Here is a 22,875-nt window from a genome sequence, read left to right as displayed (position 1 = left end):
TTGCGAGCCATGGAGATCGCCTCAGGTGTCGAGTCCGATCTGCCGTGGGAAAGCGTCCTCTCCCAACTCGTCCAATGGCACCACGACTTCATGCTCGGCACGGGTCCGGGCTCTGAGTCCGCTGCCGGCGAGGTCACGGCGCGGCCGCCGCAGCCCAGCACTGGGACCGCCTGGAGACCGGTGTCCGAACTGGCGCCTACCAGGTACGTCTGGCTGGAGGGGGCTTCCGTGTGCGTCACAGCTGGAACCCCGCCGTCGAGGTCGCCGACGCGTTCCTCGCAGAAGCCTCGGTTCCGACGCAGTTGCCGAAACTGTCCGAGACAGAACGCCGGTGGATCTCCACGAGGAGCGCCAGCTCTCGGAAGGGGCCGCCAGGGGACGTGTTGGAGGCTGCCGTCAACCGCGCCACCGTGACCATCGAGGCTGACCGGAAGGCGGTGCCCTAGGGCCAGGTCTCCGACACCTTCCCCCTCGGCGAGGGGATGACCGCCGGAGACATGGTCCGCGTCCTGGCGGTGATCATGGGGCTCGCCTCGCTGTGCGAGGAGACCGCGCACCGGCTCTCAAGACTGGAGTCAACCCTCGCTCACATGCCGATTCCACGGCTGATGGCCCTCCTCGCGGACATGTGCCCAACCGTGTCCGAGACTCATCAGACCCTGGCAGTGGAGAGGCTCACCTACCGCACCGGGCGTTCGTGCAGGACGTCACCGCTAGTACCGTACGGGTGACGCCGCGATCATCTGTCCGCCCCTGATCACTCCCCGAGCGGTGGACCCGATCATGCTTCGTTCCGCTGCCTACGACTCCCGAGGGTTCGGCCGTATCGGACGTGAGCTGGGCAACCGTGCAACCGCATGGACCGAATGGCTACGCGCGACCCCAGGTGCCCTGGCCGCCGAGCGAGTGCCCGCGACGAGAACCGACGGCCGATCTGCCGACGACTTGGACGTGGTCGCCGTGGACCCGGCCAGACGTGTGGGCCTGTGCTTCGAGATCAAGTGGCCGATCGAGGCGCTGTCACTACCCGAGTCGATGAAGGTGGAGAACTGGGCCTCCTCTGCCGCCCGCCAGTTGGACCGGCTGAGAGATGAACTCCGCGCGGGAACGGCGACAGCCCTGCTGCCGAGCGGCTGGCCACCTTTCGATTCGATCGACTGGACCTGGTGCGTCGGCACCCCACAGCAGCTCTGCCTGCGCGCGCTCCCAGCGCAGGCCATGCATGTCACGTCCCTTCGCTATGTACAGGCTCTGGGAACGCCACCCGACCTGAGGACCTTGTCAGACGTGCTTGTGAGGCCCGACCTACCGACCGAAGGGGTGCATTTCAAGGTCGCCAAGAGATCCTTCCCCGTGGGAAGCCGTCAGGTCCATCTCGATGCGCTGGGGCTGGTTCCCGGCCACTGGCGCCCCCGATTCCAGTGAAGGGCGACGAAATGGACGGCCTGTCGGGATCACTGCGTGAGCAGGTCCGAAGCCGTTGCCGGGACGGACAGGAAGTCCCGACTCCAGCCCACCTCCCGAAACCACGGGTCCGGCGAACTCCGGCCAGCATGCGGTGCTGCTCCCGTAGCATCGACTGGTGGTGGGGTGTGTCGCCCTGAGCGGACGAACGCACGCAGTGATCCCTCTTCGCCGGGGGTCGCATCCGCCCGGTTTCACCGAGTCTCCGGGACGGTCACCCTCCGGAGAACAACGTCACGGGGAAGCAGAGCCGGGCACATATGAAGTACGACATTGCCGCCCCCGAGCCAGCGGGCATGGTGGCTTCGCTCAGCTCGCTGGGTTACTCGCTGCCAGCAGCCGTCGCGGACTTGGTGGACAACAGCATCTCGGTCGAGGCGAAGAACATTGACGTGGAGTTCACCTGGGCAGGAGCGGACTCGTGGATCGCCGTGGTCGACGACGGCTGGGGCATGACCGTCGAGGAGCTCATCACGGCCATGACCGTGGCTGCCCGCGGACCCGCGACCGCACGCGCGTCCGGCGACCTGGGACGTTTCGGGGTGGGCCTCAAGTCGGCCTCCTTCTCCCAGGCCAGGCAGCTGACCGTGACCACGGCCAGGGATGGGGAGTGGCACACTCGCACATGGGACCTCGACGTCGTCGAGGAGTCCGGCCAGTGGCGCCTTCTTCACGGGGCCGACGACGACACCACGGCCGTGCTCGACAGGCTTCGAAGCTCGTCCGCCTGCGGCACCATCGTGCTTTGGCGGCGGCTCAACGGATATCGCACCGACGGCGTCAGCACGGATGACGAGCGCACCCAGAAGCAGTTCTACGCGGAGGCGACGCGCACGGAGTCGCATCTCGGCATGGTCTTCGCCCGCTTCCTCACCGGGGCCCGCCGTCGGAGGCTGCAGGTTCGCGGCGCCCTCGTGGAGCCCTGGGACCCGTTCATGAGCAGTCACCCCTCCGTGCAGCGTCTGCCGGAGGAGGAACTCCCCCTGAACGGAAGCCTCGTGAGGGTCGAGGCTTTCGTCCTGCCCAGCGCGCAGAGGCTCACTCCGGAGGAGCACGACCGGGCTGCCGGCCCCGGAGGCTGGCTCGACCAACAGGGGTTCTACGTCTACCGCAGGAACCGGCTGATCCTCGCGGGAGACTGGCTGGGACAACGTGGCATGCGCAGGGAGGAGAAGTACAACCTGGCGCGCATAGCCGTCGACATCCCCGCCGAAACGGACACGGAGTGGGGCGTGGACGTGAGGAAGTCGAGCGTCGTCCCGCCCGTCGGCCTCAGGCCGCATCTCGACCGCATCGCACGCAAGGCGCGGTCCACAGCCGCCGACTCCCTGAGACACCGTGGCCAGGTGGCCGCACGGACGCATGGCGATCCCCTTTCGTACGCGTGGCTCGTACGTCGCCCCGATGGCAGGGTCGTCTGCAAGATCAACCGCAGCCATCCACTGGTGGAGGCGGCCCTGCGTCCTGGAGGTGCTAGCACCGCGGACGTGCGTGCCCTGGTCCGGCTCCTAGAAGAGACGATCCCGGTCACGGCTCTCCGGGTGATGCACGAGGCGGACAGCAGCGACGATCCCGAACCTTTCGGCGGCCCCGGTGTCGCGGATGCCGAGGCGATCGAGGTCGCACAGCGCATCTACGAGTCACTGGTCCGGGGCGGGCGTTCGCCGGCCGCCGCGCGGGAGAGGCTCCGAACGATGTCGCCCTTCGATCAGCTCCATGGCTTCTGGAGCAGGTGACCAGACTGTCAGGGGTCGCCCTTACTCTCCGTACGTACCGTCCGTGTCCTGCTGGAGGTCCCCGTGAGTGACGTGTCTGACGACTCGATGGCCAAGGCCAAGCGCCTGGTCCTCGGCTTCCTGCCACAGGACCGGCAGCCGGGGGCGGAGGAGGTACAGAACGCGGTCAATGCCATCTTCGGCCTGCTGGCTGCGCAGGGGGAAGAGGTCGACCGGGAGCTGCTGGTCAAGGAGATCCGGACCCTGGTCGCAGTCTTCCAGGAGCGTTCCCTCGCCCTCACGGACGCCAAGGGGCACGAGCCGTGGCTGCCCGAGGCGAAGATCGACCGCGACTGGGATTTCTGGGAGCGGTACCGCAGGTACCTTGAGGACGTGGTGAGTCTCCCGCCCTGGGTAGTGCGTCGCCTGGACCAGACCTCGGACGACGTGCTGAGCCAGCTGGAGGACCCGCGACGTCCCGGCCCGTGGCGGCGCCGGGGGCTCGTGATCGGGCAGGTGCAGTCCGGCAAGACCGGCCAGTACATCGGTCTCGCTGCGAAGGCCGTGGACGCCGGATATCGCTTCGTCGTGGTTCTCGCGGGCATCCACAACGACCTCCGTAGCCAGACTCAGCTCCGGATCGACGAGGGCCTCCTGGGTTTTGACACCCAGCACCAGAGCCGATCGGACCAGGACGGCCGGTCCCGTGCGATGGGTGTGGGCAAGATGCCCTCGCTGGTCAAGGAGTTCAAGATCGCGTCGCCGACCAACAGCGGGGAGAAGGGCGACTTCGGGCTTGCCACTGCCAAGGCGATCAACTTCCCCCTGGGCAGCTTCCCCGTCGTCCTAGTGGTCAAGAAGCACTACAAGATCCTTGAATACGTCCGCAAGTGGGTGCTGGACGTCCACGGGACCGAGAACGAGAACGGCGAGAAGACCGTCAAGGACCTTCCACTGTTCGTCATCGACGACGAGGCCGACAATGCCTCCATCAACACGGTGCGAGATCCCGAGGCGGATCCGACCAAGACGAACGCGGAAATCCGCAAGCTCATGAGGAGCTTCGACAAGTCCGCCTACGTCGGTTACACAGCGACCCCCTTCGCCAACATATACATCGACCCGGAAGCGGAGCACTCCGAGGCGGGAGAGGACCTCTTTCCTGCCAGCTTCATCCGCAGTCTTCCCTCGCCGACCAACTACCTCGGTCCCGAGAGGGTCTTCGGGCTCCAAGTGGACGACGAGGACGACGCCGACGTGGAACCTCTCCCACTCGTCCGGCACGTGAACGACGCGGACGCCTGGCTGCCGCCCAAACACAAGGCCGGTGATGGTCCGGGGGAGCCCCTCCCGGGATCCTTGCGCAAGGCGATCCTCTCGTTCGTGCTCTCCTGCGCCGCCCGGCGGGCCCGAGGGCAGACGAAGGTACACAACTCGATGCTGGTGCACGTCACCCGCTTCACCTCGGTACAGGCCCGAGTCCGAGACCAGGTCGACGACCACCTGCGACTTATCGTGGACACGATCCGTGACCGGTACGGGAAGGCTCCCGAGCTGCGCGCCGAGCTCCGAGCTCTCTGGGAAAGGGACTTCGAACCCACCACCGACTGCTTCCCCGCGGACCAGGCCGAGCGTGTCACCTGGGAGCAGGTCTCCGAACAGCTTCTGCCTGCCCTCAGGAAGATCCAGGTCAAGACCGTCAACGGAGCTTCAAAGGACGCCCTCGACTACTACGAGAACCGGAGGAACGGGCTCTCCGTGATTGCCGTCGGTGGGCAGAAACTCTCCCGTGGTCTCACGCTCGAGGGACTGACCGTCAGCTACTACCTGCGGACCTCGAAGACATACGACACACTGCTGCAGATGGGCCGGTGGTTCGGCTACCGTCCCCGTCACGAGGACCTGTGCCGCCTGTACACCACCCCTGCACTCGAGGACGCCTACGTGGAGGTCACCTCCGCGACGGACGAGCTGCGCAGGGAGGTCGAGGAGATGGCCACCCGTGGCCTCACCCCGACGGAGTTCGGCCTGAAGGTCCGCTCCTCCTCTCTGGGGCTCACCGTGACCGCGCCGAACAAGATGCGTCAGGGCACGAAGATCATGCTTAGTTACTCCGGTGAGGGACCGGAGACCGTGATCTTCAAACTCGCCGACAGGGCCGTCGACCACAACTTCGGGGCGCTGGAAGCCCTCGTCCGTCGCTTGGACGCGAGTGGTGACGCCGAGCAGCCCTCCACGAACGGCAACGTCAAGTGGGACGGTGTGCCAGCCGACGTCGTTGCCGAGTTCCTGACCTCGTACGAGGCCGACCGTATGGCGCAGCGTGTGCGTCCCCGGCTCATCGCCAAGTACATCGAGCAGTGCACGAAGGTCGGCGAGCTCGACAACTGGACCGTGGTCCTGGTCGGCAGCACGAAGTCGAAGGAGCTGAGGGATGTTGCGGGCCACACCATCGGCCTCGTTACGCGCAAGGCCCTCAACCCTGAGGGTTTCCGGGCCGAGGGCAGGTACACGATCCGCCGCGTGCTGAGCCCGCCGGACGAGCTGATCGACCTCGACGACGGTCAAAGGGAGGCAGCGGAGAAGGCTGCGGGGATCACGGCGAACGAGCAGGAGAAGAAGTCGAGGTCGAAAACCCCGGCCGGCCCGTACATCCGCCGGCAGCGCCGCACCGAAGAGGGCCTGCTGCTGATCTACCCCATCGCGGTCCCGGACGCCGACAGCGCGGGTACGAAGGCGCCCCTCGTCGGATTCCAGCTGAGCTTCCCGCACTCCGAGTACCAGTCCAAGACCGAGTACGTCGCCAACCCGATCTGGTTCCAGGAGGACGTCTACACCCTCGCAGAGGAGGACGACGAGTGAGCGTCACCGAGGATGACTGGCAGACGCTGGAGAGCCCGCAGGACACTCCGGGGCGGTCCAGCATCAGTCTGTACACGGACTCACCCCTCGACATCCACCTTGCTGTCTCCCACCCTGGCCGTCAGCGCATGCTGGTTCTTCGCACGGATGCCCGCTCGGCCGACCCGATCGTGCGGTCGGTCAGCCGCCTGCCCAAGGCCGCCGGGATCGAGATGAACCTGAGCGCGGTGTCGCGGATCGAGTACGAACTCCAGTTGGTCCTGACCACCAACGATCTCAATGAGGTGTTCAACCCGCTCGTCGCCGACGTCGCCGACGTCGCCAGGGACGCCCCCGACGCCGCTGGCGCCCTCTCCGCCGCGGTGCAGCGGTTCGGCAGGTGGCAGGAGCTCCTGAGCGCCGTGGGCAGGGACGGGCTGACAGTCGAGGCGCGTCGGGGGCTCTACGGAGAGCTGCTGGTACTGGGGAACGTGCTGCTCACCCAGCTGTCCCCGGCCGAGGCCGTAGCAGCATGGACCGGCCCCACTGGGACGAACCAGGACTTCGAGATGCCCGACGTCGCCGTGGAGACGAAGGCAAGCACCGCCAAGCGGCCTCGGAGCATCCGGATCGCCAGCGAGCGTCAGCTCGACGGAACGGGCACGGCAGCGCTCCTGCTCGGTCTCGTCCAGCTCGACGAGCGTCGGGGAGGAACGGGGGAGAGCCTGAACAGACGCGTGGACGACATACGCAGGCAGCTCACCGACCCCGCCGCCCGGACCCGCTTCGACGGCCTGCTCATCCAGGCCGGGTACCTGCCCGTGCAGCGGGACCTGTACAACGAGCCCCGCTACACGCTTCGTGACCTGAGGTTCTGGCACGTGCGGGACAACTTCCCGCGGTTGGTCGAGTCCGACCTCCCTGAGGGCGTCGGCGACTGCTCCTACCGCCTGGACGTGTCAGTACTGGACGCCTACAGGGCAGGGGCCGACGAGGTGAAGGAACTGATCGGGGGATCGGATGGCTGAGCTCGATCTCGCAGAGTTCTCCAGGAGCCTGCTGGCCGACGTCCAGGCAACGGCCGACGCCGAGGCGGCAACCACTCCCGAGACGTTCACCCGGCGTGTCTTCGAGGACCTGGAGGAGGCTGGCGTCGTTTCCAACGCCTTCACCGCCTACCACAAGGCACACGGCCTCCTCGTGCACGGTTACGGCATCGGGGAGTCGGGTGAGTCCCTGGACCTGTTCGTGACGGACTTCCACCTCGCTCCCCTGGACACCAGGCTCACCAAGGGACCGGTCGAGACGTACTTCAGGCGTCTTCTGTCGTTCGCCGTGCGGTGCCGGGACGGGCTCCAGAAGGACTTCGAGCCGTTCTCCGACGTGTACGACATGTGCTCGGCCGTCGCCAAGGCACTCACCGAGATCCACCGGGTCAGGCTCTTCCTGCTGAGCAACAGGGTGGCCACCCACACCGAGGTCTCCGCCACGGAACTCGACGGCCTGCCGGTGACCCACGAGGTGTGGGACCTGGCACGGCTGCACCGTCACGCGACCTCGGGAGCCCTCAGCGAGCCGATCGTTGTGCCGTTCTCCCCGCCGCTTCCCTGCGTCGCGGCTCCCAGCTCCGAGGAGGACCACTCGGTGGTCCTGGCAGTCGTTCCCGGGCAGATGCTCGCCGAGCTGTACGCGGAGTACGACACACGACTCCTGGAGCTGAACGTCCGTTCCTTCCTCCAGACCCGGGGTGCGGTCAACAAAGGCATCAGGGAAACCCTGCTCCACGCGCCGGGCCGGTTCCTCGCCTACAACAACGGGATCACGGCGACCGCGTCGCAGGTCGACCTCGTGCGGGGGCCGGATGGCATACCCACCCACATCTCCGGGGTGCACGGCCTCCAGATCGTGAACGGGGGGCAGACCACCGCCTCGCTCCACCATGCCCTCACGCGGGACAAGGCCGACCTGTCCGAGGTACGGGTCCAGATGAAGCTGACCGAGGTCGCCCCGGACCGGCTCGCGGAGATCGTGCCGAAGATCTCGGAGTACTCCAACACCCAGAACCGGGTGACCCAGGTCGACTTCAGCTCGAACCACGAGTACCACGTGGAGATGCAACGGATCACCCGTTCCCTGTGGGCACCCGCCATCGACGGCAGTGGCCAGGAGACCCACTGGTTCTACGAGAGGGCCCGCGGCCAGTACACGGATGCCCTGGCGAAGGCCCGGACCCCCGCTCGGCAGAAGCAGTTCAGGAGGCTCAACCCCTCGAAGCAGAAGTTCACGAAGGCAGATCTGGCCAAGTACGTCCACTCGTGGCACCGACTGCCCCACATGGTCAGCCGGGGTGCCCAGAAGAACTTCGTGGAGTTCATGCTGCATGTCGACGAGGCTCCGCCGCGTGTGGACCTCCGGTACTGCCAGCGGGTTATCGCCATGGCTGTCCTTTTCAAGGCCGTGGACCGCATCGCTGCGATCCACGGTGCCGGCAGCCACAAGAGCATGATCACCACATACACCGTGGCCCGGCTGTCCCTGGCGACCGACCGTCGGATCGACCTCGACCAGATCTGGCGGGAGCAGGCCCTCTCGCCAGTCGTGATGGCCGCGGTCCACGACCTCTGTCCCAGGGTCATGAGAGCGGTGACCACCCCGCTGGCGGGGAACCACGTCGGTGAGTGGGCCAAGAAGGTCGCCTGCTGGGACGCAGTGTCGAAGGTGCCCTGGACCGTCCCTCCCGCACTCTCGCACGAGCTGCGTGACAAGCCGCTGGACGAGGACGCTCTCGCGGGCGGCACCGGCAACGAGACGGGTGCGAGCGATGAGGCCGTGCTGGTTCCTGCCGATGAGTGGTACGCGATCGGGGACTGGGCCAAGGAGACTCGGGTCCTCGAACCGTGGCAGCGGCAGCTGGCTCACTTCGTGGGCAAGCGCCTCGAGCTCGGCGAGGACGTTCCCGAGGCACAGGCCGTGCAGGCGCTACGCACGCGCCATGAGGCTCTGGGGCTGGGGTTCACCCCGGCCCCGTAGGAAGAGGAGGGAACGCCCGCGACGAAGCCCGTACGCCTGTCGCGGGTCCACCACAGCAGAGGGTCAGGGATGCCCCTCCTCGATCAGGTCCCTGATCGAGTCCTCCGCTCGCCTGAGCACGATGCGGCCGTCACCGTTGCTGAAGGCGACGAGCTCGGCGCCCGGTGAGATGCCGGCTTCCGCCAGCAACCCGAGCGGCAACTCGACACGGCCGTGGTCGTCGACGCTGAGTTCGACGGGTTCCCGGAGCATGGGCAAAGTGTGGCACCCTCCGAATCGGGGCATGTCGACGGCTTACCAAGGTAATGATCATGGACGTGGGTGGCGGGCCGGGACGGCGGTGGGTCTCCACCGCCGCAGGCGATCACCTACGCGGGCGCCGGGCGCGGAACACGAGGCCGGAGATCCTTCTGCGGAAGGCCGTCCACCGGATGGGCCTCAGGTTCCGTCTCCAGCAGCGGGTGGCCCCCAGGTGCACGGCCGACTTCGTTCTGCCCCGCCACCACGTCGCCGTGTTCGTCGACGGCTGCTTCTGGCACGACTGTCCGGAGCACGGTCCCAGGGAGTTCCGGGGCCCGAACGCCTCTCTTTGGCGGGACAAGATCAACGCCAACAAGGACCGGGACCGGCGGAACACGGAGCAGGCCACGGCTGCCGGCTGGACCGTGGTCAGGGTCTGGGAGTGCGAGATCCGTCGGGACGCGGAGGCCGCTGCGAGACGTGTGGCGGAGGCCACAGGCAGGGGCGCCGCAGCTCCGCGTCAGACCTCGACTACTCCTGTGAGGCGGCCAGCGTCAGAAGGTCGTCCGGACGGGCCTTCCGGCCGGGGCAGTACGCGAGGAACGGGCACTCGGAGCAGACGGGCCCATCCTCCCGACACAGGTCGGCACCGATGAGCCGGATCGCCCCCATCCGCAGGGGGGCGTCCTTACCCGCGCCCATGAGCTTCACCAGGTTGACGCGTCCCTCGCTGAGCCGGTTCGGATGGTTCGTCTCGAGGCCGTTCATCCGGGCAGCGACCCGCAGTGTCCCCTGCCCGACGAGCATGAGGTCCTCACCGATCAGCAGAAGGTAGAGAGCCTTCTCGCCTGGCTTCATGCCCAGCTTCTCAGGAATGTCGAGCCGCTTTTGCCAGCGCCAGGCATACGGCTTGTCCACGAGCGGGGTCAGACGGTCGAGGCGGGACCGCGCCGGTGACGTGGGTGCCATCTCGAGCAACCTGACGAGCAACGTCGCGGTCAGCGTTTTCGCCCGCCGGACGATGCCCATCAGTTCGGCCATCTCGGCTGGCCTGACCTTCGCCCCGGACAGTATGGCGACCACCGCGGCGTGGAGCGAGACCTGCTCCACGTCCGGTTCGTCCGGGAGCTGGTACCAGTCGGCGCCGTCCCGGCGCTGCTTCGCCCACTCCGTGAGCGCGCCCCGGACCTCACGCCAATGAGGTTGAAGACCCTCGCGATCGTCAGAAGCGTCGTCGGCCGGCCTGAGAGCCTCGGCGGCGGCCTCGCCCAGCAAAGGAGGGACAGCGTTGCCGATCTGCCGGAACGCGTCACTGCGAGTGCCTGCGAACCGGAACCTGTCGGGAAACGTTTGCACACGTGCGGCCTCACGCACGGTGAGCGTGCGCAGCTGCTCCGGGTGGATGTACCAGTAGCCGTCCTTGGCGATGTGAGCGGTGATCGTGCGGCTCAGCTGCTGCCAGTCCAGCTTCTTGTACTTGTCCGTGTACTTGTCGGTGGCGTAACGCTGGTACTTCTTCTCTTCCTTAGTCTTCAGAAGCTTGCCCAGGTCCGAGTACTTGGTGCTGGATCCCATGAGCTCGAAGATCCGGTGGTCGTCCTTGCGGACCCTGCGGGTCATGTGGTCCCACACGCGCCCGCGAGGAGCGCCCGCGCGCATCTTCTCCGCGAACGGAGACAGGTTGCGCGGCTTACGGTAGGACATCTCCCGCTCGCCGACCCTCGCGGTGGGCACGACCTCCAGCTCGGGCAGGTCACCGATGGCGTCACGCAAGGTGGTGGGTTGCGCGTCGGGATCACGCCAGTCGAACTCGGCGACATCCCTCCGCGCCAGGAGGATGAGTCGCTTCCGGTGCTGCGGGACGCCGTAGTTCCACGCGTCGACGAGGCGTACCTGCGTCGCGTACCCGAGTTCCTCGAGCTTCTCCTCGATCGTCCGGATCACGAAGAAGTCATCGTGCAGGCCCATGTCGGGCACGTTCTCCATGAGGACCACGCGGGGCCGGACCCGCGTGACGATGTCCAGGTAGGCGCTCCAGAGCTGCTTCCTACGGTCCTCCGGATCACGCCCGTGGTTCTTGACAAGGTCGCGAATCTTGTTCCGCCCGGCCCGACTGAAGGGCTGGCACGGAGGGCCACCGGCCACGAGGTCGATGTTCGCCGAAGTAAGGAGCTCCACGAGCCTGTCGCGTTCGGCGGGGTCACCGAGGTCCATGTGCAGACTGAGGCCCGGGAAGTTCGCCCGGTGCGTCTCCAGTGCACGCTCGTCGAAGTCCACCGCTGCCGCAGTGGTCCATCCCGCCCGCTCCACACCAGCGCTGAGCCCCCCGGCGCCGGAGAAGAGATCGACGGCGAGCCGCTTGCCCTCGCCGAAGCCTTCCAGCCACTCCTGGAACGTCTCCGGGGTGCAGCTGTCGGAGTGCGGGGCCAGCTTGAGGTAGTCACTGCGTTCAAGAGGTACGCCGTAGCCGCTCCCCTTCACAGCACAACCCTCCATACGCACGACATGAACGAGCACCAGGAGATCACAGACCCACTGGTGGAAGCAAGGATTCCGGCACTCCGGACACCGGGATCGACGGAGGTACCGACAGCTCCCCAGCTCGGCTTACGCACCCCCGCGACCTACGAGCTCGAACCGGCGTTCCACGTGTCGAGATGATCGATCATAGTCGAGCCCGGCGCGTGATTCGGCGCAGTTGGCGGGAGTGATTGGTCACTGGTCCGACTAACGAGACCAGGACACAGAAGGCACGTTCGAGTTACCGCGGGAACGCCGAACACTATCGCGCATCAGCCCCCTTCAGCCACATGAGTTACGCGCCAACCAGCTTTCAAATCCGGCCAGTTCACGATGAACCGGTGGCATGGCGGCCGGAGTAGCACGAGAAACGGGGGCGCGGGTGGACTTCGAGAACACCATGTCTTGTCGGCGGCCTCAGGCCCGCCATCTCCGCTTCTTCGACGCTGCCCCTCGCCGCATCAGCGGCCTGCGCGTGGTCCTCACCGATCGCTGCAACATGGCCTGCACGTACTGCTTCGTCGACACGAACACCGGCAGGCCGGACATGACGAAGGAGGAGCTGACGGAGGGGCTGGAGTTCCTGTTCGAGCAGAACGCCGGGCAGGACGAGGTCTCCATCCAGTGGTTCGGTGGCGAGCCGACCATCCGATTCGACCTCATGCGGTACGGCGACCAGCTCGCCGACACTCTCGCCGACCGCTACGAGGTGGCGAGGGTGCGGCGCACAGTCGTCACCAACGGCGCCCGGCTGACGGACGAGGCCCTCGACCACTTCGTCGCGTACGAATACGGGGTCGGCATCTCCATCGACGGCCCTCCGGGCATCAACTCCGCGAACCACCTCCTGCTCGGCGGCCAGCCCGCCGACGACCGGATCCGCCGCAACGTCGCCCGGTTCGTCGAGGCAGACGGCCTGCACGTGGGCTGCAACCTCACCCCGACCGCCGCGAACATCAGGCGCCTCTCCGAGACCGTCCGGTGGATCATCGACGATCTCGGGCTGAAGTTCATCTATGTCAACACGCCCATCTCCACTGCGGGTCGCTGGCGCGTCAACGGCGCCGATCTGGCCCGCGAACTGTACGAGGCCCGCGTGGCCGCCCTGGGGCGGGGCGGCATGCTGTTCACCGTCCTGGACCGCGCCTTCCAAGCGCTCGACACCCGACGGCCGATGCTGTTCGACCACATGCAGGGCGACCGCAGCCTGAACGCGGCCCTGCTGCCCGGCAACCGGGTCAGCCTGTGCGACATCAACTTCGCCGAGCCGTCGTTCCTGCACACCCTCGACGAGCTCCGGGCCGATCCCGGCCTCTTAGCCGGCGTGGCGAAGAAGGTCGCGCCGATCCCGGAGTGCGGCGACTGCCCGGCGCTCGCCATCTGCGGCGGACCATCCCGCAACGAGCAGGCCCTCATCGGCGGCGGCACGCCGGACCCGGAGATGTGCGCGTTCTACACGAGCACCGTGGAGATCGCGGTGTGGGACAACACAGGGGTGCAATGAGTACCCGCGTCCGTACCGCGTTGATCTCCACGGCTGGGCACTGCAAGGTGGCCTGTGGGTTCTGCTTCCGTTCCGACCGTGCTCACGGATTCCTCGACACCGCGACCTACACCCGCCATCTGTCGCGGCTGAAGGAGGCGGGCGTGGAAGGGGTGCGCCTGAGCGGCGGCGAACCGACCCACCACCCGCAGCTCCGGCAGCTCGTACGGCTGGCCCACCCGTTCGGCATGGCGGTGTCGATGGTGACCTCGGCCCGCACCGTGGCCGAGGTCATCGCCCCTCTCCCAGGTGGCGCACCTGCTGGCCAATGTGACCGTCTCCGCCGACTCGCAGGGCGCCATGCTGCTGGGCCGCACCACCCGCACCGCGGCCTCCGGCCTCGACACACTGCGCGCGCCATCAGTACCGAGACGAAGATCCTGCACGTCACCTGCTGGGGCCTGCGTGACGAGGAGTGCCAGGACCTGGCCGGCCTTGTATCCGAGGTGGGGGTGGAGGTCCAGTTCAGTCCCGTTGTCCTTGACGAGCGTGCCCTTCGCCGCGACGGCAAGTCGGTTCAGGACTACCTGGTGCAGCAGCGGCTCGACGCCGACGTACTGAGCCGCCACTTCGATCTGTCCGACCGGTACCGGGCCTACCTCGACGAGCTGGGGGACTTGCAGTTCCCCACGGATGGGGGCGAGCGGTGGTCATGCCGCTCAGCGGCCGCGTACGTGTCCGCGGACGGCGACATCCGGCGCTGCCCCTACGGCCAGGCATCGGTCAGTGCCCATGCTCCCCGGGCTGCGATCAGACAGTTCCTGACCGCTCCGGCGCAGGACCGGGTGATGCCGGACTGGCGGCCATCTGCCGCTCCGCCCGTGCGTGCGTGCGACGACAGCGCGTCGTGCGCCGCAGCGTGAGGCCGGCTCGATGCCCCCCGACTCCATGGACCGCTCTATGACGATCACGACTCCCGACGACTTCGACCTCCGGTGGAGGCAGCCGCCGAACTCCCCGCTGGAGGTCTTCGACTACCTGTTCCTGCCGGCCATTGACGTCCTCGACCACCTCCGCAAGGACGACGAGGTTCGGTTCACGATCCTCGGAGACGATGACTGGCAGGTGCGTTGGACCGCACCGCCGCTTTCCGTACCGCACCGATCGAGGAGATCGCGGCCTGGCCGTTCCGGCTGGTGCACTTCAACCTCAGTCGCTTCTACGACGACCTCCTGCACGGCTTCCATGACGAGGTCATGATCCCCTGGCGCACCCATCTGTGCGAACGGGGATTCACCTGGCAGCGGCTGGCGCCGATCCTGTTCCTGTCCACCGAGGGTGCCGCCTCGACCTACCACAACGACAACTCACACGGCCTGGTCTGGCAGGTCCACGGCAGCAAGACCTTCCACAGCTACCGGGACCCCGACCAGCGCCTGTCGGCCGAGGCGGCGGTCATCGGCGAGACCACCGGCGAGGACCCGCCCGAGCACGATCCGGCCGACCGCCAGTCCGTCACCATGCTCCCCGGCGAACAGCTCTGGAGCCATGCGCTCACTCCGCACTGGGTGACCACTGAGTCGGGCCTCGCCATGAGCGTCACCCTCTCCCACGGCGGCCTGTGCCGCCAAGGCCATTACTCCGAGCGGGAGTTGGCGCTGCGGTCCTACTGGGACAAGAACCCGGACGAGGCGTGGACGCATGACCTGAGCAATGTCCGCTACTGAGACCGCGTCCCACGGCACGAGGCGCTGGCCCGTGCCGTGGGACGCAGCCCACTGCCGGTCACGGCGTGAGCCGGTTCGGACCGCGGAAGAGGAAGCTGGCCTCGCGGATCGAGTCCAGGCCGAGCATCACTATCAGCACCCGCCCCAGGCCCATGCCGAGCCCACCGTGCGGCGGACACCCGAACCGGAAGGCGTTCAGGTAGTCCTGCAGCGGCTCCGTTCTCATGCCCTTCTCGGCGGCCTGCTTCAGCAGCACGTCATAGCGGTGCTCACGCTGGGCGCCGGTGGTGACCTCCAGCCCCTTCCACAGCAGGTCGAAGCTCAGGGTAACGCTCGGGTCGTCGGCCGGCCGCATGTGGTAGAAGGGCCGGATGCCGGTCGGGTAGTGCGTGATGAACACGAACTCGTGGCCGGTGGCCTCCTTGATGTGAGCGGAGATGCTCCGCTCACCCTCCGGGTCCAGGTCCTCCTTGACGCCCTCGGGGCCCCCAGCCGCTCGTGCGCAGGATCTCGTGCGCCTCATCCATGGTGATGCGGGGGAAGGGCGTGGAGGGCACGGTGGCCTCGACACCGAAGTGCTCGGCGATCGCCTCACCGTGCGCGTCGGCTACCTTGCCGATGGCGTGGGCGAGCATCTGCTCCTCGAAGACCATCACGTCCTCGACGCCGTCGATCCAGGCCAGCTCCACGTCGACGCCGGTGAACTCGGTGGCGTGCCGGAGGTGAACGACGGCTCGGCGCGGAAGACCGGACCGATCTCAAAGCCCTTGTCGATGCCGACCGAGATCGCCATCTGCTTGTAGAACTGCGGGGACTGCGCCAGGTAGGCGTTGCGGTCGAAGTAGCCCAGCTTGAAGACCTCCGCGCCGGACTCCGAGGCGGTGCCCATGAGCTTCGGGGTGTGCATCTCCGTGGCGCCCTGCGCGTAGGCGTACTCGCGCATGCCCTGCTCCAGAGGGGTCTGCACGGCGAACATCAGCTGAGCGGCGGGACGACGGCGCACATCCAGGAACCGCCAGTCGAGGCGCTGCTCCAGACCAGTGTGCTCGTCGATCGGCAGCGGAGCGGCGGCGAGGTTCAGGACCTCGGCCGCCTCGGGGACGATCTCCAGACCGCCGAGTTTCACCTGAGCGGCGTCGACGACGCGGCCGGTGATCCGCACGGCGGACTCCGGGGTGAGTGCTTCGAGCTGGGCTTCCAGTGGCCCGTCGTCGCGCTTGTGGGTCACCTGCACCATGCCGGTGCTGTCCCGCACGATGACGAATTGCATCTTGCGCTGCAGGCGCAGGGTGTTCACCCACCCGCAGACGGAAACGGTACGGCCGACGTGGTCTCGCAGGTCGAAGACGTGTACGCGGCTTTGGATCATTGCGGTCCTCCGAAGGACATCGTCATGATCCCTTGGGAGTGCGGGCGAGAAGGGAACTCGCGGTACCACCGCACTTTCGCCGCCACCAGGTGGCGGCCTCATTCGGGCCCGGTGACGGGGGCCGGCCGGCGGGGCATTGAACCACGACGTGGTCGTTCCTCCCCGCGCTCGGGAGGGTCTTCACCCGGGGGGCGCGAGGCCGCCTTCCCAGCTTCCGGCGGCTCTCTCTGCTCGCGTGATCCCTGGCTACTCGTCTCCGTCAACGCGTTGCCCAGCAGGATACGGACCCCGCGGGCACCGCCGCTATCAAGAACGCACCCATGATCGGAAGGGGTCTGCTGTGACCGTGTTCGTGCGACGGGCGGTGGCCGACGACGCCGGGGAGCTGGCCCGCCTGCGACAGCTGGCGCTGACCTGCCCGGCTGAGCCGTGGACCGAGCCGAGGGTGGCGCCGGACGGGCCATGGGTCAAGGAGTGCCAGGAGGCCATCGCCGCCCTGCTACGCGACCAGGACACGGCCGCCGCGTTCGTGGTCGACGCCGGACCCGGCCGCGTGGCGGCCTGGGCGATGGGGTTGCTGCAGCCCCGGCTTCCGGGCCCCGACAGCGGCAAACCATTCAACGGCGCGATATCAGCACCGTCGCCACCTATCCAGAATTCCGCAGGCGCGGCTACGCGCGGGCCACGGTGACAGCGCTCATGGACTGGATGACCGCCGGCGGCTGCAAACGCATCAGTCTTGCCGCCAGCCCAGAGGGCGAGCCGCTGTACACGTCGCTCGGGTTCACGTACGGCGACCCGCGGATGTCCTGGCGGACCCGCTGATGGCGCGACACGGCCACGACCGCAGTCCTCCGCTCGAACAGCATCCGGCTCGCGACGACGCGGCGCTACGGCCAGTGGTCGAGGACGCGGCGATGGGACGGTGGGAGGGCGCCCGGGACCTGCTGACCGCGACGGGCCCGGACTGGGACCGCAGGATCTTCCGCCTCCAGATCCTGGCCGAAGCAGGGGCACGGCTCAGATTCGCCGACACCTGGGCCGAGGCCGAGCCCCGCTCTCCGCACGCCCTCGCTCTCCTCGCGAACGTGCAGGCCCTGCGCGCGATGATCGCCGGGCGCAGGGCCGGACGCCCTCTGATGGAGGAAGCCTGGTCAACCTGCCACTCCGCGCTAGACGCGTGGCCCCAGGACGTGGCGCCGCTGGTCGTCATGCTCGCGCTGCTGCGTACCCACGCCCCCGACCGGGACACGCTCGGCCGTGTCTGGGCGGAGATCAAGCAGCGCGACCCATGGAACCGCGAAGCACACCACGAGGTCGCCACCTACCTCTTCCCCCGCCATCACGGTGCCCACGGTGAGGCGGCCTGGTAGGCCGAGGAGCAGGCATCCATCGCCCCGCGGGCCTGCCCGTCGCCGTCCTTCCCCCCCTGGTCGTCATCGCGGAGGCACACCGGACCCGCCAGGAGCAGGACCATAGTGCCTACGGCCTGACAATCCACCCTGGGTCGAGTGCCCGCAGATCGACCTGGTGCTGGAGCGGTGGTGGCGCTACCGCGCGCCGCGTCCGCACGCCTGCTTCGCCGACGACGCCAACTACCTTGCCCACGCCTCGTCGTTCGCGAACCGGCATCACGAGGCCCTGGAGGTCTTCGACGCGATCGGCCCGTACGCCACCCAAGTCCCGTGGTCGTACTGCGGCCAGGCCGACGAACTGTTCCTGCGGCACCGCCGTTGGGCGTACAGCCCGCCAAGGCGCCGGCGCCGCTGAAACCCCTGAACCATCCATTCCCGTACGAAGGACGGATTCCCTGTGCCCCTCGATGTCTCACGCGTCTCCGACGAGGAACGCCTCAAGCAATTCGGCTACCAGCAGACCCTGTCTCGCTCGATGTCCGGCCGAGCGACTTCGGTGTCAGCTTCACGATCATCTCCATCCTGTCCGGCTGCATGACGCTCTACGGCTACGGCATGAACACCGGCGGCCCGGCGGTCATCATGTGGGGCTGGCTGTTCGTCGGCCTCGTGACGCTATTCGTCGCCCTGTCCATGGCGGAGGTCTGCTCCGCCTATCCGACTTCCGCGGGCCTGTACTTCTGGGCCCACCGCATGGCGCCCCGACGGTCGGCGGCCGCATGGGCGTGGTTCACCGGCTGGTTCAACACCCTCGGACAGGTAGCCGTGACAGCGGGGATCGACTTCGGCGCGGCCACCTTCCTCAACGCCTTACTGGACCTGCAGTTCGGCCTCGAGGCCACGCCCGGTCACACGATCACGCTGTTCGACGTCATCCTCGTGCTCCACGGCGTGCTGAACACCTTCGGCGTGCGCATCGTCGCCTTCCTCAACGAGGTGTCCATCTGGTGGCACATCCTCGGCGTCATCGTCATCTGCGGCGCCTTGGTGGTGATCCCCGAGCGCCACCAGCCGACGCACTTCGTGTTCGGCGAGTTCGTCAACAACACCAGCTTCTCGTCCAGCATCTACGTCGTGCTGCTCGGGCTGCTGATGGCGCAGTACACCTTCACCGGCTACGACGCCTCCGCCCACATGACCGAGGAGACCCATCGACGCCTCCACCACCGGCCCCAAGGGCATCGTCCGCTCTCCTCGTCTCCCTGGCAGCCGGATTCGTCCTCCTCTTCGGCTTCACCTACGCCATCCAGTCCTGACGGTGTCCCGTAAATCCTCAGGGACGTGTCGGCTGACCTGCTTGTTTGCTTGTCATCCGGCGAGGGCGAGGTTGTGTAGGCGGGCGATGCCGAGCATGGCGTGGTGGACGCCGTCGCCTCTGAGGCGGCAGTCGCGCAGGATCTTCCAGGTCTTCATGCGGGCGAAGGTGTGCTCGACGCGGGCGCGGACCCGGCGGTGGGATGCGTTGTGGCTCTCCTTCCAGGCGGGCAGGTCCTCGTCCCGGTGCCGGCGGTAGTGCGGGCTGGTCAGTCCGGTGCCGCGGTAGCCGCCGTCGGCGATCACTGTGGGGGTGGTGCCGACGGCGTCCTTGGCACCGGACTCCTCCCAGGCCCGGCAGTCGTTGCGGTTGCCCGGCAGCGGTTTGCCGACGGCGACGACGAGCCGGGTGTCGGCGTCGATGACGACCTGGTGGTTGGTGGAGTAGCGGTAGTTCTTGCTGGAGGCGGCCACGCTCCTGTCGCGGGTGGGCACCAGGGTGCCGTCCACGATGAGCACGGTGTCCGTGCGGTACCGCTTGCGGGGCTGGAGGGCGAGCGCCGGGCCGAGGTGGGCGATGATCCGGTCGGCGGCCGACTTGGAGACGCCGAACAGCGGGGCGAGCCGGCGCAGGGTGAGGTTGGTGCGCCAGTACGCGGCCACCAGCAGCACCCGGTCCTGAAGCGGCAGCGACCACGGCCGGCCCCGGCGCACCGGGTCGGCGCCCTCGCGTTGCAGCGCGGTGACGAGCTTGGCGAACTGCCGCGGGCTCAGCCCGGTGAATGGGGCTATCCAGGACGGCTCCGACGCCTGATCACACCAGCCACGCCAAGATCATCTCATCCGTGGCCAGCAGTTACGGGACACCGTCTACGACGGCGCCCTCGGCTCGGCCAACGGCGTACCCCCGGCGCAGATCCTGATGGATGCCCTCGGGGCGGCGGCCGGCAAGTGGCTGCTGCTGGTCATCATCGTGGCCCAGCTGTTCGTCAAGGCCACTCTTCGCGCGGCCCTGAACGACGCGATCGGGCAGCAGATCATCACGTTCAACCCCGCCGCCCACGTCGAGATCGACCCCGTGCGCAAGCCGAAGGCCCTGGTGTGGACGGACGAGCGGGTCGCCAAGTGGGAGCAGACCGGCGAGAAGCCGCCCCCGTGATGGTCTGGACGCCTCAGCAAACCGGCGCCTTCCTCGACTTCGTCGCCGAGGACCGGCTGTACGCCATGTGGCACCTGATTGCCTTCCGGGGCCTGCGCCATGGCGAAGCGTGCGGGCAGCCGTGGTCGGAGACGAATCTCGACACCCATTCCCTCACCGTCTCCTCCCAACTCGTCCAGGACGGCTGGGAGGTGGAGGCGTCGGACCCCAAGACCAACAGCGGCTCCCGCGTGGTCGCCCTCGACGAAGACACCGTCGACGTCCTGAAGCGACATCGCGAGCGGCAGGAAGAGGCCGGCGAGGAGTGGGGCACGGCCTGGGTCGAGACCGGCCGTCTTCACGCAGGAGGACGGTTCCTGGCTCCACCCCGGCAAGGTGACGGACCTCTTCGAGCGCTTGGTCGCCTCATCCGACCTCCCGCCGATCCGCCTGCACGACCTGCGCCACGGCGCGGCCACTCTCATGCTCGCCGCCGACATCGACATCAAGATCGTGTCGGACACACTCGGGCACAGTGACACTCGGATCACGCGCGACATCTACCAGAGCGTGCTTCCCCACGTGGGCAAGAGCGCCGCCGAGGCCACCGCGAAGCTTGTTCCCCTCCAGCGCAAGGCCGAGGCCGAGAAGGCCACGCGCAAGGCCGCGAAGAAGGAGAAGAAGAAGGCCAGGAAGGCTGAGGGCAAGAAGGCCGGCGAGGGCAACGGCGGCAAGCCGAAGAAGGGCAAGGCGAAGGCTCAGGCCAAGGCCGCCAAGAAGGCGACGCGCCGCAAGCTCAAGAAGTAGGTCCCGAGCGGCTCCGCTCACGCATCGCTCACGCAGGCAACGTCACGGCAACCCGGCCGTGTGACGCGTCATGCCCCGAGCAGCAGAAAGCCCCAGGTCACGCACTATGTGACTTGGGGCTTCTCTGAGCCGCCTAAGGGAATCGAACCCTTGACCTACGCATTACGAGTGCGTCGCTCTGGCCGACTGAGCTAAGGCGGCGTTGCTGCGGTGCAGCGCGGTTCAGTTTACACAGGTTGGCGGGGTGCTCGCGCCGGGGTCAGCATCGCTTGCCGTCGTCGGGGACGATGCCCTCTAGGAGGTAGGAGTTGACCGTGCCGTCGACGCAGGTGTCGCCCCGGCCGTAGGCGGTGTGGCCGTCGCCGTCGAAGGTGAGGAGGCTCGCGGAGTCGAGCTGGGCGGCGAGGCCCTCGGCCCAGACGTACGGGGTGGCCGGGTCGCGGGTCGTGCCGACGACGAGGATCGGGTCGGCGCCCTCGGCCTCGATGCGGTGGGCGCGGCCGGTGGGCTCGACGGGCCAGTCGGTGCAGATCAGCGCGGAGTAGGCGAAGTTCCGGCCGAAGACCGGGGAGGCCTCCTCGAAGTCCGGGACGGCGGCCTCGGCCGCCTCGGCGCCGTCGAAGGCGGCGGGCTGGTCGATGCAGTTGACGGCCGCGTTGGCGTACATGAGGTTGCCGTAGGAGCCGTCGGGGGCGCGTTCGTAGTAGCTGTCGGAGAGGGCGAGGAGGCCCGCTCCGTCGCCGTCCTGGGCATCGGCGAGGGCCTGACGCAGGCGCGGCCAGTACTGCTCGGTGTACATGGCGCTGATCACACCGGTGGTGGCGAGCGACTCGGTCAGCTCGCGGTCCCCGCCGGTGGGCAGGGGCTTCTCGTCGACGGAGGCGAGGAGGGACTCCAGCGTGGCGCCGGCGGCTTCCGGGTCCTCCCCGAGGGGGCAACCGGACTGCCCGGCGCAGTCCTCGGCGAAGGCGGTGAAGGCGGTGTTGAAGCCGGCGGTCTGGTCGCGGTTGAGCTTCTCGGCGGGCAGCGAGGGGTCCATCGCGCCGTCCAGGACGAGGCGGCCGGAGCGGGACGGGAAGAGGCCGGCGTAGGTCGCCCCGAGGAAGGTGCCGTAGGAGTAGCCGAGGTAGGTGAGCTTCTCGTCGCCGAGCACCTCGCGCAGGACGTCCAGGTCGCGGGCGGCCTCGACGGTGGAGACGTGGCCGAGGAGCTCGCCCGCGTCCTCCGCGCAGCCGGCGGCGAAGGCGTCGTTGGCCTCCTCCAGGGCGGCCGTCTCGGCGGCGTCGTCGGGCGTGACGTCCGTCTGCGTGTGGGCGTCCATCTTCTCGTCGGTCAGGCATTCGACGGGCTCGCTGCGGGAGACGCCGCGCGGGTCCATCCCCACGATGTCGTACGCGGCGCGGACGTCGGCCGGCAGGCCGACCCCCGCGAAGTTCTGCACGAAGTCGACGGCGGAGCCGCCCGGACCGCCGGGGTTGACCAGGAGGGAGCCGGCCGGGTCGCCGTCCTCCGTGGCGCGGGAGCGGACGACGCCGACCTCGATGTCCTCGGCGGCGTCGGGGGCGTCGTAGTCGAGCGGGACGGTCAGGTCGGCGCACTGGAAGCCCTCGGGACCGCAGTCGCGCCAGTCGAGCTCCTGATCGTAGTACGGGCGCAGGCTGCCGGGGATCTCCGCCGGGAGCGGCTCGAGGACGCGGTCGACCCCGCGGTCGACATCGCCCGCCGCCGGGGTGGGCGGGGCCGAGCTGTCCTGCGCCGTGCAGGCGGAGAGGAGCAGCGCGGCCGCGACCGTGAGCGTGCCGGAGGTGCGGAGCAGCCGCCTGGTTTCCATCGGGTCACCTTCGCCGGATCGGGGCCGTGGGCAGTTCCCCG

16 protein-coding genes, 1 tRNA gene and 4 pseudogenes are annotated in these 22,875 nt (G+C 68.0%); 15 read left to right on the top strand and 6 right to left on the bottom strand.

Annotated elements, in window-relative coordinates:
- Positions 1-771: 771 nt before the first annotated feature.
- The 5 genes from V6D49_RS14860 to V6D49_RS14840 all read left to right on the top strand — a co-directional run bounded on the left by V6D49_RS14860 (position 772) and on the right by V6D49_RS14840 (position 9,050).
- Positions 772-1,425, top strand: a complete 654-nt coding sequence (locus tag V6D49_RS14860; protein WP_340560188.1) for a hypothetical protein — start codon at positions 772-774, stop codon at positions 1,423-1,425.
- A 299-nt stretch (positions 1,426-1,724) separates the two neighbouring features.
- Complete coding sequence (locus tag V6D49_RS14855) at positions 1,725-3,200, top strand: ATP-binding protein (RefSeq protein ID WP_340560186.1); 1,476 nt, start codon at positions 1,725-1,727, stop codon at positions 3,198-3,200.
- A 72-nt stretch (positions 3,201-3,272) separates the two neighbouring features.
- Positions 3,273-6,041 (top strand): Z1 domain-containing protein, encoded by a 2,769-nt coding sequence (locus tag V6D49_RS14850; RefSeq protein WP_340560185.1) that lies wholly within the window; start codon positions 3,273-3,275, stop codon positions 6,039-6,041.
- Complete coding sequence (locus V6D49_RS14845; RefSeq protein ID WP_340560183.1) at positions 6,038-7,048, top strand: PD-(D/E)XK motif protein; 1,011 nt, start codon at positions 6,038-6,040, stop codon at positions 7,046-7,048. Before V6D49_RS14850 ends, V6D49_RS14845 begins: the two co-directional genes overlap by 4 nt.
- Entirely contained in the window at positions 7,041-9,050 is a 2,010-nt protein-coding gene (locus V6D49_RS14840; protein ID WP_340560182.1) for an AIPR family protein, read from the top strand. The genes V6D49_RS14845 and V6D49_RS14840 overlap by 8 nt, the downstream gene beginning before the upstream one ends.
- Positions 9,051-9,113: 63 nt before the next feature.
- Here the strand turns inward: V6D49_RS14840 and V6D49_RS14835 are convergent, their stop codons facing one another.
- Positions 9,114-9,302, bottom strand: a complete 189-nt coding sequence (locus V6D49_RS14835; protein ID WP_340560180.1) for an AbrB/MazE/SpoVT family DNA-binding domain-containing protein — start codon at positions 9,300-9,302, stop codon at positions 9,114-9,116.
- A gap of 53 nt (positions 9,303-9,355) precedes the next feature.
- On the opposite strand from V6D49_RS14835, the pseudogene V6D49_RS14830 reads away from it, so the two are divergent.
- Positions 9,356-9,727: pseudogene (locus V6D49_RS14830) on the top strand (very short patch repair endonuclease); the annotation flags it as partial.
- A gap of 94 nt (positions 9,728-9,821) precedes the next feature.
- Here the strand turns inward: V6D49_RS14830 and V6D49_RS14825 are convergent.
- Entirely contained in the window at positions 9,822-11,771 is a 1,950-nt protein-coding gene (locus V6D49_RS14825; RefSeq protein ID WP_340560178.1) for a DNA cytosine methyltransferase, read from the bottom strand.
- A gap of 514 nt (positions 11,772-12,285) precedes the next feature.
- On the opposite strand from V6D49_RS14825, the gene V6D49_RS14820 reads away from it, so the two are divergent.
- The 3 genes from V6D49_RS14820 to V6D49_RS14810 all read left to right on the top strand — a co-directional run bounded on the left by V6D49_RS14820 (position 12,286) and on the right by V6D49_RS14810 (position 15,020).
- Positions 12,286-13,314 (top strand): radical SAM protein, encoded by a 1,029-nt coding sequence (locus V6D49_RS14820; RefSeq protein WP_340560177.1) that lies wholly within the window; start codon positions 12,286-12,288, stop codon positions 13,312-13,314.
- Positions 13,311-14,216 carry a radical SAM protein gene (locus V6D49_RS14815; protein ID WP_340560176.1) on the top strand — a complete coding sequence of 302 codons (906 nt, stop codon included), beginning with the start codon at positions 13,311-13,313 and terminating at the stop codon, positions 14,214-14,216. Before V6D49_RS14820 ends, V6D49_RS14815 begins: the two co-directional genes overlap by 4 nt.
- Positions 14,217-14,423: 207 nt before the next feature.
- The gene (locus V6D49_RS14810) at positions 14,424-15,020 is read left to right on the top strand and encodes a hypothetical protein (RefSeq protein ID WP_340560175.1); all 597 of its coding nucleotides are present in this window, start codon (positions 14,424-14,426) and stop codon (positions 15,018-15,020) included.
- Positions 15,021-15,078: 58 nt separating this feature from the next.
- Here V6D49_RS14810 and aspS read toward each other — a convergent pair.
- Positions 15,079-16,389: pseudogene (gene aspS / locus V6D49_RS14805) on the bottom strand (aspartate--tRNA(Asn) ligase).
- Positions 16,390-16,729: 340 nt separating this feature from the next.
- Here aspS and V6D49_RS14800 point away from each other — a divergent pair.
- The 5 genes and pseudogenes from V6D49_RS14800 to V6D49_RS14780 all read left to right on the top strand — a co-directional run.
- The gene (locus tag V6D49_RS14800; protein WP_340564356.1) at positions 16,730-17,080 is read left to right on the top strand and encodes a hypothetical protein; all 351 of its coding nucleotides are present in this window, start codon (positions 16,730-16,732) and stop codon (positions 17,078-17,080) included.
- Positions 17,005-17,214 carry a GNAT family N-acetyltransferase gene (locus tag V6D49_RS14795; protein ID WP_340564015.1) on the top strand — a complete coding sequence of 70 codons (210 nt, stop codon included), beginning with the start codon at positions 17,005-17,007 and terminating at the stop codon, positions 17,212-17,214. The genes V6D49_RS14800 and V6D49_RS14795 overlap by 76 nt, the downstream gene beginning before the upstream one ends.
- A 92-nt stretch (positions 17,215-17,306) precedes the next feature.
- Entirely contained in the window at positions 17,307-17,762 is a 456-nt protein-coding gene (locus V6D49_RS14790) for a hypothetical protein (RefSeq protein WP_340560174.1), read from the top strand.
- Positions 17,763-17,919: 157 nt separating this feature from the next.
- Positions 17,920-18,159 (top strand): hypothetical protein, encoded by a 240-nt coding sequence (locus V6D49_RS14785; protein ID WP_340560173.1) that lies wholly within the window; start codon positions 17,920-17,922, stop codon positions 18,157-18,159.
- A 120-nt stretch (positions 18,160-18,279) separates the two neighbouring features.
- Positions 18,280-19,057 (top strand): annotated as a pseudogene (locus tag V6D49_RS14780) (amino acid permease); the annotation flags it as partial.
- A 55-nt stretch (positions 19,058-19,112) separates the two neighbouring features.
- Here the strand turns inward: V6D49_RS14780 and V6D49_RS14775 are convergent.
- Positions 19,113-19,850: a transposase gene (locus V6D49_RS14775; protein ID WP_340564012.1), complete on the bottom strand. Its 738-nt coding sequence runs from the start codon at positions 19,848-19,850 to the stop codon at positions 19,113-19,115.
- 79 nt (positions 19,851-19,929) lie between these two features.
- Here V6D49_RS14775 and V6D49_RS14770 point away from each other — a divergent pair.
- A pseudogene (locus V6D49_RS14770) lies at positions 19,930-21,003 on the top strand (tyrosine-type recombinase/integrase); the annotation flags it as partial.
- A gap of 127 nt (positions 21,004-21,130) precedes the next feature.
- Here V6D49_RS14770 and V6D49_RS14765 read toward each other — a convergent pair.
- Both V6D49_RS14765 and V6D49_RS14760 read right to left on the bottom strand, forming a co-directional pair.
- Positions 21,131-21,204, bottom strand: a tRNA-Thr gene (locus V6D49_RS14765).
- Between the two features lie 58 nt (positions 21,205-21,262).
- Positions 21,263-22,834 carry an alpha/beta hydrolase gene (locus V6D49_RS14760; RefSeq protein ID WP_340560172.1) on the bottom strand — a complete coding sequence of 524 codons (1,572 nt, stop codon included), beginning with the start codon at positions 22,832-22,834 and terminating at the stop codon, positions 21,263-21,265.
- Positions 22,835-22,875: the final 41 nt, after the last annotated feature.

The organism is Streptomyces sp. GSL17-111, assembly GCF_037911585.1.
Classification (GTDB): domain Bacteria; phylum Actinomycetota; class Actinomycetes; order Streptomycetales; family Streptomycetaceae; genus Streptomyces.
The sequence above is the reverse complement of the archived record's forward strand: the minus strand, read 5'-3'. Positions and strand labels throughout refer to the sequence as shown.

Excerpts from the sequence above, each read along its gene's own strand:
- V6D49_RS14840 (WP_340560182.1), top strand. The coding sequence starts at position 7,041 with ATGGCTGAGCTCGATCTCGCAGAGTTCTCCAGGAGCCTGCTGGCCGAC.
- V6D49_RS14760 (WP_340560172.1), bottom strand. The coding sequence starts at position 22,834 with ATGGAAACCAGGCGGCTGCTCCGCACCTCCGGCACGCTCACGGTCGCG.
- V6D49_RS14815 (WP_340560176.1), top strand. The coding sequence starts at position 13,311 with ATGAGTACCCGCGTCCGTACCGCGTTGATCTCCACGGCTGGGCACTGC.
- V6D49_RS14790 (WP_340560174.1), top strand. The coding sequence starts at position 17,307 with ATGGGACGGTGGGAGGGCGCCCGGGACCTGCTGACCGCGACGGGCCCG.
- V6D49_RS14835 (WP_340560180.1), bottom strand. The coding sequence starts at position 9,302 with ATGCTCCGGGAACCCGTCGAACTCAGCGTCGACGACCACGGCCGTGTC.
- V6D49_RS14855 (WP_340560186.1), top strand. The coding sequence starts at position 1,725 with ATGAAGTACGACATTGCCGCCCCCGAGCCAGCGGGCATGGTGGCTTCG.